A 15,516-nucleotide genomic window follows, 5' to 3' on the forward strand; every position below is an offset into this window, starting at 1 on the left:
GGCCGAGCGAACTCAGACGAACGAGTAAAACACGCGGAAAGCCACTTTCCGCTCGGCCCAGAACTCCGCTGCATCGCGGAAGACGTCGAGGAGGACTTCACGCCCTTCCTTGTCGAATTTCTGCGCGATCGGCAATTGCTCCAGCACGATCACGAAACCCGGCTGCGAGCCCGCCTTGTGAACGAGATCGGTGAGCGAATCGTAGAGCGCGTCGTAGTTCTTGCCGAAATGCTTGGGGAAAATGAACGAGGTGGCGATGGTCTCGAGCACTTCCTGCTTGCTCTGAGCCTGACCGAGATAGGCGTAGAGAAAATGCTGGCCCAGGCGGTTCGCTTCGTCCGCGAGATCCTGCACGCGGAACGCGCGTATCGACTGCACGATATTAGGCCGCACGGTGGCGAACAGCGCTTCAGGATCCTCTTGCGAATGGAACTCCTCAGGCCTGGTCTCGTCGTCGGGTCTGTTGTCGTGTTCTGTCATGCGTAGCCGCAATACTCGCTGGAACAGGTTGCCATCGCCGGTGGCGAAAAGATCACCCGCGACGCTATGGTCGTGCGCGTAGATGTTGTCGCTCATGCCGTTAATCCCGTAGTTAATCCGCAATGCGTTTGAAACTGGCGTAGTGGTCGTCCGTGTAGTAGCAATCGCCGATCTGCTTCCTCGGGCCGCCGCAAACGATCCGGCGCGCGCCGCGATCCCGCGCGCGCGGCGTGGGAACGGTGTATTCGTGGTAGTAGCCGCGTGCATGCCGCGGCAGCAGACGCTCGCGATTGCCGAACACGACGCCGTCCTTCTCAAAAGGGAAAGGGCCGCCCGCTTCGATCAGCCGCAAGGTCGCGACCGCCTGCCTGGGCAATTGCGCGATGTGGACGGTGGCGAACCCGTCACGCTCCTGCCCGCCGGTCGCGTCAAGCTGCCGTGACTGCGCCTCCCGGACCGGTTCCACTGGCGCAACCGGCGCCGGACTCGCCGACGCAACCGGTTCCTGAACGCCACTGCGAGGTTCGTCCTTGCCGCATGCGCCCAACAGGACGCTCAGGACGACGACGGAACACAGAACCCGCGCGCGTATCACCAAACGGTTGTCCTCGCGTTACACCAGAATTCGACGACCATGAAAGATGTAAGGGTATCGCTAATGACAGGGCGAAGCAACGTCAGGCCGAAAATCGGAAATTTTTTCTCAGATTGATCGCGTCGAGCAATTCCGGGCGCGCTTCATCGGCCGCATTTAGCCCAAATCTGAGAGATTTTTATCTCACACAGGATAATAATTCGACGCGTGGGATCTTGAAGCCTCTGGACGAGCCGCCTCACTCGTCGCCAGCTTCACGGCAACGCGCTCCGCCGACGATCCCGCATTTTGGTGAATTGAGGTTCCCCTCTTCGCCTCGGGCGTGCCGCAAACCTGCGGCACGCTTTTTTTAACACGGACGGTTTCCTTCAAGTTCCTTCAAGGACGCCGCACCCGCTGCACCATCACTCAGCACACCGGCGTGCAAAAAAATGCCGTCGATGTGAACTCCGCAAGTGCACCTTTGGTGAACGTCGCCGACTCGCGAAACGCGGGTTGCAATTTTTGCGTACTTTGACATTGACGGCCGCCGCGCGAGGGATAATCTCCTTCACATATCCCGGATCGAGGAGACGTAGATCCGTCCTCGAGCGCTCCGCGTCTGCACCATGTGCGACGCACATTGAACCCGAACACAACGGCCTGTTTGCACGCCGACGACGTTTCAGGCCGACTCCCAGGATACCGAATGAACGAATCGATCCATCATGCGACGGGCTCGATCCTCGATGCTTTCCAGACCTTCCTGCGCAATGCACTAAACGCGCAACAACAGGGCGATCAACGCGCGCGCGACATCTGGATGCAGGCTGCGAGTCACTTGTCGCTTACGGATGGCGCGTCTATCAGCGCCCTGCTTTCACGACTCGGCATCGAACGACGCAATATCGAAGCCGAAAACATCGCACGCACCCTGCTGGCGCTCGAACCACGCAGTGCGCTGGCGCATTTCAACCTGGGGTTGGCTCTTCAGTATGCGAATCGTCACGTCGATTCCATGACGCCCTATCGCGCAGCGCTCGCAATCGATCCCAATCTGATCAGTCTGCGAAACAACCTTGCCGCCGCGCTGCTGGACGGCAATCCGGCGTCTGGCGAAGCGGCCGAATTGCTCGAAACCGCGCTCGTACATAGCCCGAATGACGCGAACTGTTGGGTCAATCTCAGCAAAGTACGTTTGGCAAGATTCGATCTCGATGGCTCTCTCGAAGCCAGCGAGCGTGCAGTGAAACTCGCGCCCGACGATTCCGTCGTGATCAGCAACCACGGGCAAAAGCTGCGCGAAGCTCAAAGATGGGACGACGCCGAGCGCTATGCGACGACAGCACTTCAGCTTGCCCCGGGCAACGCGGCGTATCGATCGAATCTGGGGATGCTTCATCTCATGCGAGGCAACTACGCCGATGGTTGGGCGGAGCACGAAGCGCGATGGGACGGCGCGAAGGAACTGGCGGGAAAGCGACCCGCATTCCCCGGCCCGACGTGGCAAGGCCAGCCGCTCGAGGGTAAGACACTCCTGCTCTGGGGCGAACAAGGCATGGGCGACCTGTTGCAGTTTTGCCGCTATGTGCCTTTGCTTGCGGATCGAGTGCATCGCGAAGGCGGGCGGCTCGCGTGGAATTCGTTCCCCCAGATGGGCGGGTTGCTCGCCCGCACGCTCGCTCGTTATGCAGATGAATTCACGCTGGGCGGTGGCGTCGAATTATTACCGAGGTTCGACTACGAAATTTCGATGGTGACGCTGCCGCTTATTCTCGATACTCGCGAAAACACCATTCCTGCAGATGTACCCTATCTGGACGCCGACCCGAAAGCCGTCGACGAATGGCGTGAGCGTCTTGGCACGGAAAAACGTCTCAAGGTCGGATTAACGTGGACCGGCAGCCGCACGCATCAGCGCAACCCATTCCGTCGCGTCGGACTCGAACGCTACGAAGCGTACTTTCGCGACCTCGACAATGTGGCGTTCTATTCGCTCCAACCCGATGCAAGTGCCGAGGTCGCGGCGGCGCGCTCCGCGGGCCTGGACATCGCCGATTTCACGAGCGAGTTCAAGAGTTTCGACGATACGGCCGCGTTCATCAGCGCGCTGGACCTGGTGATAAGCGTATGCACGTCGGTCGCACATCTGAGTGGCGCTTTGGGACAGCGAACCTGGGTTCTGCTCGATGTCAATCCGCATTGGGTGTGGCTACTCGATCGCACAGATAGCCCGTGGTATCCGAGTGCCACGCTATATCGGCAGAAGCGGTTTGCGGATTGGGAGTCTGTTTTCGAAGAGCTCAGGGAGGATCTCGTGGCACTTCCGGCTGGGCAGATCTGAAATGAGAAGAGCCCGACGCCTCACGGCGTCGGGCTCTTTGTCATCCTGAACTAATATGTTCGCTTCCTGCTATTACTGACCGACCGCGCGGATCTCGATGCCGTCTGTGCTGATCTCGACGCGCCGATTTTGCGCGCGCCCAGCGGCCGTTGCGTTGGTGGCCACCGGCGACGCAGGGCCAAAACCATGCACGTCGTAACTATCGGCGCGCAGACCACGCGACGTCAGATAGTTCTGCGTCGCCAATGCACGCGCTTCGGAGAGCCGTTGGTTGAGAGCCATTGAACCGGTTGAATCCGTATAACCCGCGATGCTCAAACGCTGGATATGGTAGCCCTTGTTCGCCTCGACGAACTCGTCCAGCTTGCGCTGCGCGATCGGACTGAGGACCGCACTGTTGGTCGCGAAGTTTGCGTCGCCCGGCAACGTCAAAGCTCGGATCGGTTTGACAGGCGCGGGTGCCGGAACGGGTACTGGAACCGGTGCGACCACTGGCGCGGGTGCTGGTGACGGTGTCGCAGCGGGAGCGTTGCCGCACTTGAACGTGATCTCGCGCGGATCGCTCACCGCCCTGCGATCGTTCGCCATGTGATCCACCGCGCCGATCAGGCGCACGGACTGATCCTTGCAGATTTCCTGCGCACGATTCATACAGGTCTTGCTGCTCTCCAACAACCCTTGGCACTGAACGCGCCAAGCCTGATCGCCAGTACTCAATGTCACCACGTCTGTGTTTGTCGTCGGTGTGGAATAGCTCGTACAGCCGGTCGCCGCTACGGCGACGAAGGCTGCCAACAGAATTCGAATGTACATGATTTACTCTTACCGAATTGAATTTGCTTTGCTAACCGAAACAATCGGACGGTCTTCACCGTCCGATTGCCATCAGTTGTAGGTTACCACTGGTAAGACGCACCAGCGCCAACTGTCATACCTCCAGAACTGTAGCCAGCGCCAACCTTCACCTTGATGTTCTGCGTAATGCGCGCGGTGGCACCAAGGGCTGTTGCCTGATAACCCTTGTAGTTGGCCGTGCCGACGCCAACCGCGATCGTCTTGCCGAGATCGACATCGGGAATCATGGTCAGCGCTGTTGCTGCAGCCACGCCCGAGTAGGCGCTGCGTGCCACGGAGGTGATCTGATCACCCAACGCGTTGACCTTTTGATCGGTGTACGAATTGGCTTGCGTCACACCCTGCGAGATGCTCTGGTTCAACTGATCCAGATTTACGGCATCGGTGCCCTGTGTGCCAGCCGCGACATTCGTGATCTGACGCTCGTTACCAGCTGAGCCGACAGAGACCGTGTTTTCGCGGTCAGCGACGGAGTTAGCGCCCAGCGCGACCGAGTTCGTTGCCGACGCGGTAGAGCCCGAGCCGATTGCGGTAGCTTGGGATCCCGTCGCACCTGCATTGGCACCCATCGCGGTCGAATGCGTACCGGTTGCCACGGCCTGCTCTGTATCGCGATTGCCATCAGCCGTGAAGAACGGGTTGCTCGCCGTTTCAGCAATATGCGTGACATTGCCGATTGCGTCGTTCAACTGGTCTACGTTGACTGCGTCGCCACCATCGACACCGTACGCCACGTTGTGAATCGCCGTGCCGCCTTGACGCGTCTTGGAGTTGTACGTGTTACCTCCGAGCGTGATGCTGTTGTAGTTCGTCGTGTTGTCCGGATTCGTGTCGTACTTCACAGCGCCGTTGGTCGCGGTGTTCGTGATGTGCGTGATCTCGCCCGCCAGGTTGTTCACCGCCTGGTTCGTCGCATATAGCTGCGAACCATTCACGGCGTCCGTCGACGTGCCCGAGATCGTTCCCGCCGCGACATTGGTGATCGTACGTTCGTGACCCACCGACCCGATGCTGAGGGTACCGACCGGCGAAGTACCGGCAAAGGTGTAGTCCACACCGCCAATAGTCGTACCCGTAGTCGCCACGGCAGCCGAAGAGGTAGAGTTCGCTCCCAAAGCAATATCGTTAGCGTTATTCGCAACCGCACCCGTACCGATCGCAACAGAATCCACGCCCGTAGCCGTCGAATCCGCTCCCGTGCTGTTCGCATGGAAGTACTTCGTGCCCGTCTCGTAGATGTTGTTGATCTGGTTTCCCATGTTGGTGATGTCACCACCGATGTTGGTGATCGAGCCCGCCACGTTCGAGATGTCCGACGTGTTCTGGTCGATCGCCTGATTCGCCGCGTACAGCTGCGAGCCGTTCACCGCATCCGTCGAGGTCGACGACAGGCGACCCGCCGCCACGTTGGTGATCGTGCGCTCCGCACCCGCCGAACCCACCGACACCGTGCTCGTCGCGTTGCTGCCCGCGAACGTGTACGCCGTGCCGCCGATCGTCGCGCCCGCGGTGTTCACCACGGCCGCCGTCTTCGAGTTCGCGCCCAGCGCCACGTCGTTCTTGTTGTTCGACACCGCACCCGTACCGATCGCAACAGAATCCACGCCCGTAGCCGTCGAATCCGCTCCCGTGCTGTTCGCATGGAAGTACTTCACACCCGTGTTGTAGATGTTGTTGATCGAGTTGCTAACGTTCGTCAGCTGCGAGAAGTTCACCGCGTCGCCAGCTTGCGTGCCGTCAGCCACGTTGTGAATCGTCGTGCCGCCTTCATGCGTCGTCGTGTTGTACGTCGTGCCGCCCATCGTGACGCTGTTCATGTCGGTCGCGCCGTTGATCACGTCGTACTTCACCGAACCCGCGCTCGAGTTGTTGATCGCGTCGTTGATCGCCAGATTCGATGCGTACAGTTGCGAGCCGTTCACCGCATCCGTCGAGGTCGACGACAGACGACCCGCCGCCACGTTGGTGATCGTGCGCTCCGCACCCGCCGAACCCACCGACACCGTGCTCGTCGCGTTGCTGCCCGCGAACGTGTACGCCGTGCCGCCGATCGTCGCGCCCTTGGTGTTCACCACGGCCGCCGTCTTCGAGTTCGCACCCAGCGCCACATCGTTCTTGTTGCTCGACACCGCACCCGTACCGATCGCAACAGAATCCACGCCCGTAGCCGTCGAATCCGCTCCCGTGCTGTTCGCATGGAAGTACTTCGTGCCCTTCGTGTACACGTTGTTGATCTGGTCACCCATGTTCGTGACGTCACCAGCGATGTTGGTGATGTCGCCTTGCATGTTGGTGATGTCACCCGAGATGTTGGTGATCGAGCCCGCCACGTTCGAGATATCCGACGTGTTCTGGTTGATCGCCTGATCCGCTGCGTACAGTTGCGAGCCGTTCACCGCGTCCGTCGAGGTCGACGACAGACGACCTGCCGCCACGTTGGTGATCGTGCGCTCCGCACCCGCCGAACCCACCGACACCGTGCTCGTCGCGTTGCTGCCCGCGAACGTGTACGCCGTGCCGCCGATCGTCGCGCCCTTGGTGTTCACCACGGCCGCCGTCTTCGAGTTCGCACCCAGCGCCACATCGTTCTTGTTGCTCGACACCGCACCCGTACCGATCGCAACAGAATCCACGCCCGTAGCCGTCGAATCCGCTCCCGTGCTGTTCGCATGGAAGTACTTCGTGCCCTTCGTGTACACGTTGTTGATCTGGTCACCCATGTTCGTGACGTCACCAGCGATGTTGGTGATGTCGCCCGAGATGTTGGTGATCGAGCCCGCCACGTTCGAGATGTCCGACGTGTTCTGGTTGATCGCCTGATCCGCTGCGTACAGCTGCGAGCCGTTCACCGCGTCCGTCGAGGTCGCCGACAGACGACCCGCCGCCACGTTGGTGATCGTGCGCTCCGCACCCGCCGAACCCACCGACACCGTGCTCGTCGCGTTGCTGCCCGCGAACGTGTACGCCGTGCCGCCGATCGTCGCGCCCTTGGTGTTCACCACGGCCGCCGTCTTCGAGTTCGCGCCCAGCGCCACGTCGTTCTTGTTGCTCGACACCGCACCCGTACCGATCGCAACAGAATCCACGCCCGTAGCCGTCGAATCCGCTCCCGTGCTGTTCGCATGGAAGTACTTCGTGCCCTTCGTGTACACGTTGTTGATCTGGTCACCCATGTTCGTGACGTCACCAGCGATGTTGGTGATGTCGCCTTGCATGTTGGTGATGTCGCCCGAGATGTTGGTGACCGAGCCCGCCACGTTCGAGATGTCCGACGTGTTCTGGTTGATCGCCTGATCCGCTGCGTACAGCTGCGAGCCGTTCACCGCGTCCGTCGAGGTCGCCGACAGACGACCCGCCGCCACGTTGGTGATCGTGCGCTCCGAACCCGCCGAACCCACCGACACCGTGCTCGTCGCGTTGCTGCCCGCGAACGTGTACGCCGTGCCGCCGATCGTCGCGCCCTTGGTGTTCACCACGGCCGCCGTCTTCGAGTTCGCACCCAGCGCCACATCGTTCTTGTTGCTCGACACCGCACCCGTACCGATCGCAACAGAATCCACGCCCGTAGCCGTCGAATCCGCTCCCGTGCTGTTCGCATGGAAGTACTTCGTGCCCTTCGTGTACACGTTGTTGATCTGGTCACCCATGTTCGTGACGTCACCAGCGATGTTGGTGATGTCGCCCGAGATGTTGGTGATCGAGCCCGCCACGTTCGAGATGTCCGACGTGTTCTGGTTGATCGCCTGATCCGCTGCGTACAGCTGCGAGCCGTTCACCGCGTCCGTCGAGGTCGCCGACAGACGACCCGCCGCCACGTTGGTGATCGTGCGCTCCGCACCCGCCGAACCCACCGACACCGTGCTCGTCGCGTTGCTGCCCGCGAACGTGTACGCCGTGCCGCCGATCGTCGCGCCCTTGGTGTTCACCACGGCCGCCGTCTTCGAGTTCGCACCCAGCGCCACATCGTTCTTGTTGCTCGACACCGCACCCGTACCGATCGCAACAGAATCCACGCCCGTAGCCGTCGAATCCGCTCCCGTGCTGTTCGCATGGAAGTACTTCGTGCCCTTCGTGTACACGTTGTTGATCTGGTCACCCATGTTCGTGACGTCACCAGCGATGTTGGTGATGTCGCCTTGCATGTTGGTGATGTCGCCCGAGATGTTGGTGACCGAGCCCGCCACGTTCGAGATGTCCGACGTGTTCTGGTTGATCGCCTGATCCGCTGCGTACAGCTGCGAGCCGTTCACCGCGTCCGTCGAGGTCGCCGACAGACGACCCGCCGCCACGTTGGTGATCGTGCGCTCCGCACCCGCCGAACCCACCGACACCGTGCTCGTCGCGTTGCTGCCCGCGAACGTGTACGCCGTGCCGCCGATCGTCGCGCCCGTGGTGTTCACCACGGCCGCCGTCTTCGAGTTTGCACCCAGCGCCACATCGTTCTTGTTGCTCGACACCGCACCCGTACCGATCGCAACAGAATCCACGCCCGTAGCCGTCGAATCCGCTCCCGTGCTGTTCGCATGGAAGTACTTCGTGCCCTTCGTGTACACGTTGTTGATCTGGTCACCCATGTTCGTGACGTCACCAGCGATGTTGGTGATGTCGCCCGAGATGTTGGTGATCGAGCCCGCCACGTTCGAGATGTCCGACGTGTTCTGGTTGATCGCCTGATCCGCTGCGTACAGCTGCGAGCCGTTCACCGCGTCCGTCGAGGTCGCCGACAGACGACCCGCCGCCACGTTGGTGATCGTGCGCTCAGCACCCGCCGAACCCACCGACACCGTGCTCGTCGCATTGCTGCCCGCGAACGTGTACGCCGTGCCGCCGATCGTCGCGCCCGTGGTGTTCACCACGGCCGCCGTCTTCGAGTTCGCACCCAGTGCCACGTCGTTCTTGTTGCTCGACACCGCACCCGTACCGATCGCTACAGAATCCACGCCCGTAGCCGTCGAATCCGCTCCCGTGCTGTTCGCATGGAAGTACTTCACACCCGTGTTGTAGATGTTGTTGATCGAGTTGCTCACGTTCGTCAGCTGCGAGAAGTTCACCGCGTCGCCAGCTTGCGTGCCGTCAGCCACGTTGTGAATCGTCGTGCCGCCTTCATGCGTCGTCGTGTTGTACGTCGTGCCGCCCATCGTGACGCTGTTCATGTCGGTCGCGCCGTTGATCACGTCGTACTTCACCGAACCCGCGCTCGAGTTGTTGATCGCGTCGTTGATCGCCAGATTCGATGCGTACAGTTGCGAGCCGTTCACCGCATCCGTCGAGGTCGACGACAGACGACCCGCCGCCACGTTGGTGATCGTGCGCTCCGCACCCGCCGAACCCACCGACACCGTGCTCGTCGCGTTGCTGCCCGCGAACGTGTACGCCGTGCCGCCGATCGTCGCGCCCGTGGTGTTCACCACGGCCGCCGTCTTCGAGTTCGCGCCCAGTGCCACGTCGTTCTTGTTGCTCGACACCGCACCCGTACCGATCGCAACCGAATCCACGCCCGTAGCCGTCGAATCCGCTCCCGTGCTGTTCGCATGGAAGTACTTCGTGCCCGTCGTGTAGATGTTGTTGATCTGGTTGCCCATGTTCGTGACGTTGCCACCGATGTTCGTCACGCTGCCAGCCACGTTCGAGATATCCGACGTGTTCTGGTTGATCGCCTGATCCGCTGCGTACAGCTGCGAGCCGTTCACCGCGTCCGTCGAAGTCGCCGACAGGCGACCCGCCGCCACGTTGGTGATCGTGCGCTCCGCACCCGCCGAACCCACCGACACCGTGCTCGTCGCGTTGCTGCCCGCGAACGTGTACGCCGTGCCGCCGATCGTCGCGCCCGTGGTGTTCACCACGGCCGCCGTCTTCGAGTTCGCGCCCAGTGCCACGTCGTTGCTGTTGTTCGACACCGCACCCGTACCGATCGCAACAGAATCCACGCCCACAGCACGCGAATCCGTTCCCGTGCTGTTCGCATGGAAGTATTCGATGCTGCCGCTGGTGTTGATGCTGTTGATCTGATTGCTCAGATTCGACATCGCGGTATTGGTCGCATACAGCTGCGAGCCGTTCACCGCATCCGTCGAGGTCGACGACAGACGACCCGCCGCCACGTTGGTGATCGTGCGCTCCGCACCTGCCGAACCCACCGACACCGTGCTCGTCGCGTTGCTGCCCGCGAACGTGTACGCCGTGCCGCCGATCGTCGCGCCCGTGGTATTCACCACTGCCGCCGTCTTCGAGTTCGCGCCCAGTGCCACGTCGTTCTTGTTGCTCGACACCGCACCCGTACCGATCGCAACCGAATCCACGCCCGTAGCCGTCGAATCCGCTCCCGTGCTGTTCGCATGGAAGTACTTCGTGCCCGTCGTGTAGATGTTGTTGATCTGGTTGCCCATGTTCGTGACGTTGCCACCGATGTTCGTCACGCTGCCCGCCACGTTCGAGATATCCGACGTGTTCTGGTTGATCGCCTGATCCGCTGCATACAGCTGCGAGCCGTTCACCGCGTCCGTCGAAGTCGCCGACAGACGACCCGCCGCCACGTTGGTGATCGTGCGCTCCGCACCCGCCGAACCCACCGACACCGTGCTCGTCGCGTTGCTGCCCGCAAACGTGTACGCCGTGCCGCCGATCGTCGCGCCCGTGGTGTTCACCACGGCCGCCGTCTTCGAGTTCGCGCCCAGCGCCACGTCGTTCTTGTTGCTCGACACCGCACCCGTACCGATCGCAACCGAATCCACGCCCGTAGCCGTCGAATCCGCTCCCGTGCTGTTCGCATGGAAGTACTTCGTGCCCGTCGTGTAGATGTTGTTGATCTGGTTGCCCATGTTCGTGACGTTGCCACCGATGTTCGTCACGCTGCCAGCCACGTTCGAGATATCCGACGTGTTCTGGTTGATCGCCTGATCCGCTGCGTACAGCTGCGAGCCGTTCACCGCATCCGTCGAGGTCGCCGACAGACGACCCGCCGCCACGTTGGTGATCGTGCGCTCCGAACCCGCCGAACCCACCGACACCGTGCTCGTCGCGTTGCTGCCCGCGAACGTGTACGCCGTGCCGCCGATCGTCGCGCCCGTGGTGTTCACCACTGCCGCCGTCTTCGAGTTCGCACCCAGCGCCACGTCGTTGTTGTTGTTCGACACCGCACCCGTACCGATCGCAACAGAATCCACGCCCACAGCACGCGAATCCGTTCCCGTGCTGTTCGCATGGAAGTATTCGATGCTGCCGCTGGTGTTGATGCTGTTGATCTGATTGCTCAGATTCGACATCGCGGTATTGGTCGCATACAGCTGCGAGCCGTTCACTGCGTCCGTCGAGGTCGACGACAGGCGACCCGCCGCCACGTTGGTGATCGTGCGCTCCGCACCCGCCGAACCCACCGACACCGTGCTCGTCGCGTTGCTGCCCGCGAAGGTGTACGCCGTGCCGCCGATCGTCGCGCCCGTGGTGTTCACCACTGCCGCCGTCTTCGAGTTTGCACCCAGTGCCACGTCGTTCTTGTTGCTCGACACCGCACCCGTACCGATCGCAACAGAATCCACGCCCGTAGCCGTCGAATCCGCTCCCGTGCTGTTCGCATGGAAGTACTTCGTACCCGTCGTGTAGATGTTGTTGATCTGGTTGCCCAGGTTCGTGACGTTGCCACCGATGTTCGTCACGCTGCCCGCCACGTTCGAGATATCCGACGTGTTCTGGTTGATCGCCTGATCCGCTGCATACAGCTGCGAGCCGTTCACCGCGTCCGTCGAAGTCGCCGACAGACGACCCGCCGCCACGTTGGTGATCGTGCGCTCCGCACCCGCCGAACCCACCGACACCGTGCTCGTCGCGTTGCTGCCCGCAAACGTGTACGCCGTGCCGCCGATCGTCGCGCCCGTGGTGTTCACCACGGCCGCCGTCTTCGAGTTCGCGCCCAGCGCCACGTCGTTCTTGTTGCTCGACACCGCACCCGTACCGATCGCAACCGAATCCACGCCCGTAGCCGTCGAATCCGCTCCCGTGCTGTTCGCATGGAAGTACTTCGTGCCCGTCGTGTAGATGTTGTTGATCTGGTTGCCCATGTTCGTGACGTTGCCACCGATGTTCGTCACGCTGCCAGCCACGTTCGAGATATCCGACGTGTTCTGGTTGATCGCCTGATCCGCTGCGTACAGCTGCGAGCCGTTCACCGCATCCGTCGAGGTCGCCGACAGACGACCCGCCGCCACGTTGGTGATCGTGCGCTCCGAACCCGCCGAACCCACCGACACCGTGCTCGTCGCGTTGCTGCCCGCGAACGTGTACGCCGTGCCGCCGATCGTCGCGCCCGTGGTGTTCACCACTGCCGCCGTCTTCGAGTTCGCACCCAGCGCCACGTCGTTGTTGTTGTTCGACACCGCACCCGTACCGATCGCAACAGAATCCACGCCCACAGCACGCGAATCCGTTCCCGTGCTGTTCGCATGGAAGTATTCGATGCTGCCGCTGGTGTTGATGCTGTTGATCTGATTGCTCAGATTCGACATCGCGGTATTGGTCGCATACAGCTGCGAGCCGTTCACCGCATCCGTCGAGGTCGACGACAGACGACCCGCCGCCACGTTGGTGATCGTGCGCTCCGCACCTGCCGAACCCACCGACACCGTGCTCGTCGCGTTGCTGCCCGCGAAGGTGTACGCCGTGCCGCCGATCGTCGCGCCCGTGGTGTTCACCACGGCCGCCGTCTTCGAGTTCGCGCCCAGTGCCACGTCGTTCTTGTTGCTCGACACCGCACCCGTACCGATCGCTACAGAATCCACGCCCGTAGCCGTCGAATCCGCTCCCGTGCTGTTCGCATGGAAGTACTTCGTGCCCGTCGTGTAGATGTTGTTGATCTGGTTGCCCATGTTCGTGACGTTGCCACCGATGTTCGTCACGCTGCCAGCCACGTTCGAGATATCCGACGTGTTCTGGTTGATCGCCTGATCCGCTGCGTACAGCTGCGAGCCGTTCACCGCGTCCGTCGAAGTCGCCGACAGACGACCCGCCGCCACGTTGGTGATCGTGCGCTCCGAACCCGCCGAACCCACCGACACCGTGCTCGTCGCGTTGCTGCCTGCAAACGTGTACGCCTTACCGCCGATCGTCGCGCCCGTGGTGTTCACCACTGCCGCCGTCGTCGAGTTCGCGCCCAACGCAACCGAGCCCGCCACTGACGCATTCGCGTTCTCACCCAATGCAAGCGAGTTTGCGGCCGTTGCCACCGCGGAACGACCCAGAGCCGTCGCATTCAGAGCGGAAGCGCTCGCATTTGTACCCAACGCCACGGAACTCGTAGCCGACGCAAGCGCGCCGAAGCCAACTGCCGTGCTACCGTCTCCCGCCGCCGTCGATGTTCCACCAAGTGCAGTGGCCGCATTATTCGACGCAAGTGCATTCGTGCCGATCGCCGTCGCGTTATAGGTGCCGTTGCCCGAAGCCGTCGCGGACGCGCCCAACGCGATGTCGCCGTAATTGCTCCCAAACGCCGAATCGCCGATTGCTACGGCCCATCCGGCTCCGGTCTTGGCGTTCGCGCCCATTGCGATCGCACTCGTGCCAACGCTCGTGGCCGCCTGACCAATCGCCACCGCATCCGCGCCCGAAGCAGTCGAGTCCGCTCCAGTGCTGTTCGCATGGAAGTATTTGATGCTGCCGCTGGTGTTGATGTTGTTGATCTGGTTGCCCAGATTTGATACCGCCGTGTTGGTCGCATACAACTGCGAGCCGTTCACCGCGTCCGTCGAAGTCGACGACAGGCGACCTGCTCCGACGTTGGTGATCGTGCGCTCCGCACCCGCCGAACCCACCGACACCGTGCCCGTCGCGTTGCTGCCCGCGAACGTGTACACCGTGCCGCCGATCGTCGCGCCCGTGGTGTTCACCACGGCCGCGGTCGTCGAGCTCACGCCCAGTGCAACCGAGTTGGCCACCGACGCATTCGCATTCTGACCCAATGCGAGCGAGTTCGCGGCCGTCGCCTTCGCAAAACGACCCAGCGCCGTCGCATTCTGGGCGCTAGCGGCCGCATTCGTACCCAACGCCAGGGAACTCGCACCCGATGCCGTCGCGCCATAACCAACTGCCGTGCCGGAGTCTCCCGTCGCCGTCGATGATCCACCCAGCGCAGTGGTCGCAATACCCTGCGCCGTGGCACTCGTGCCGAGCGCCGTGGCGTAGTACGTGCCGCCGCCCGAAGCCGTCGCGGACGCACCCAATGCGATGTCGCCCATATTGTTCGCAAACGCATTATTGCCAATTGCCTCGGCATAGTCGCCTGCGGTCTTCGCGGACGCCCCCATGGCGATCGAACTCGTGCCAACGCTCGTGGCCGCCTGACCGATCGCCACCGCATTCGCACCTGAAGCAGTCGAATCCGCTCCCGTGCTGTTCGCATGGAAGTACTTCGTGCCCGTTGCGTAAATGTTATTGATCTGGTTGCCCTGCGAGCCCAACGCGGTGTCGATTTCCGTGAGCGCGGAGCCTACGTCGGTCTGCGACGCCGCCATGCCCGTTATCGCGCTGGCCTTGGGAAGCGCAAATGTAGGTCCGGTGACGGCGCCCGTGGTCGTGTTAAACGACGCGCCGCCGCCCAAAGCGGTGACGAGCGGCGTAAGCTGACCGACGTTCACGGCATCACGCGTGCTCACACCGGCAGCGATGCCGGAAAGAAGCACGCCGCCATACGCACTGTCTGTCATCGTGGCGATGTTGGCGCCGCTTGGGGAAAAGCCCAGCTTTTTCTGAGCTGTAGAGACAACTATCTGGGTTTGGCCAGCGCCCATGCCTGACCAGACGCTGCCGGGCGCATCTCCCAGAACGTTTGTATTGCCCCAGGCAGCGCAGCCTGCAACGTCGCCGGTGGCCTGGTAGTTATGTGCATCTTTGGCGACCATCGAGCAAAAATCGGCCCAAGCTGACCCCGAGAACGCAGAAAAGACGGCGCCGACGCTCAACACAGAAATTGCCGGGGCCAGCTTTACACCTTTCGAAGCCGACTTGCCACGGGCCGTTGCGGTCTCTTGCACGGCGCACCACGTTTGCGTTGATTCGTTCCACACCGAACGATAAGTCTTATTCATCTTAGTCCTTTAGACCTTAAAGAAATTTGATTTGAAATCACGCAAGAGCGTGACGCGCGGCAGTTAAAACCAATTAAATGATTGAATGCGGCAAACCGGCTCTGACCCAGTAAAGAAAGCGGCAGCAGACTCTAAGGCAGCCATGCCGGCTTTCGGTGAGGACAGGAGCAACTTAAAAAACAATTCACGCT

General features: G+C 61.7%; 4 protein-coding genes and 2 pseudogenes. 1 reads left to right on the top strand and 5 read right to left on the bottom strand.

The annotated features are described in order from the left end of the window. Nucleotides 1-12: 12 nt before the first annotated feature. Together BTHE68_RS10735 and BTHE68_RS10740 are read right to left on the bottom strand one after the other, a co-directional pair. Nucleotides 13-576, bottom strand: coding sequence for a barstar family protein (locus BTHE68_RS10735; RefSeq protein WP_061177769.1), 564 nt, complete (start codon nucleotides 574-576; stop codon nucleotides 13-15). A 16-nt stretch (nucleotides 577-592) separates the two neighbouring features. Beyond that, the gene (locus BTHE68_RS10740; protein WP_162066862.1) at nucleotides 593-1,075 is read right to left on the bottom strand and encodes a ribonuclease; all 483 of its coding nucleotides are present in this window, start codon (nucleotides 1,073-1,075) and stop codon (nucleotides 593-595) included. Nucleotides 1,076-1,763: 688 nt separating this feature from the next. Here BTHE68_RS10740 and BTHE68_RS10745 point away from each other — a divergent pair. Then, complete coding sequence (locus BTHE68_RS10745) at nucleotides 1,764-3,398, top strand: tetratricopeptide repeat protein (RefSeq protein ID WP_162066314.1); 1,635 nt, start codon at nucleotides 1,764-1,766, stop codon at nucleotides 3,396-3,398. 72 nt (nucleotides 3,399-3,470) lie between these two features. Here BTHE68_RS10745 and BTHE68_RS10750 read toward each other — a convergent pair whose 3' ends face one another. From BTHE68_RS10750 to BTHE68_RS37335, 3 genes and pseudogenes are all read right to left on the bottom strand, one after another. After that, nucleotides 3,471-4,211 carry an OmpA family protein gene (locus BTHE68_RS10750; protein WP_162066315.1) on the bottom strand — a complete coding sequence of 247 codons (741 nt, stop codon included), beginning with the start codon at nucleotides 4,209-4,211 and terminating at the stop codon, nucleotides 3,471-3,473. An 83-nt stretch (nucleotides 4,212-4,294) separates the two neighbouring features. Continuing rightward, nucleotides 4,295-14,899, bottom strand: a pseudogene (locus BTHE68_RS10755) (YadA-like family protein); the annotation flags it as partial. A gap of 294 nt (nucleotides 14,900-15,193) precedes the next feature. Then, nucleotides 15,194-15,325 (bottom strand): annotated as a pseudogene (locus BTHE68_RS37335) (ESPR domain-containing protein); the annotation flags it as partial. Nucleotides 15,326-15,516 lie beyond the last annotated feature (191 nt).

Source organism: Burkholderia sp. THE68, from assembly GCF_009938265.1.
Classification (GTDB): domain Bacteria; phylum Pseudomonadota; class Gammaproteobacteria; order Burkholderiales; family Burkholderiaceae; genus Caballeronia.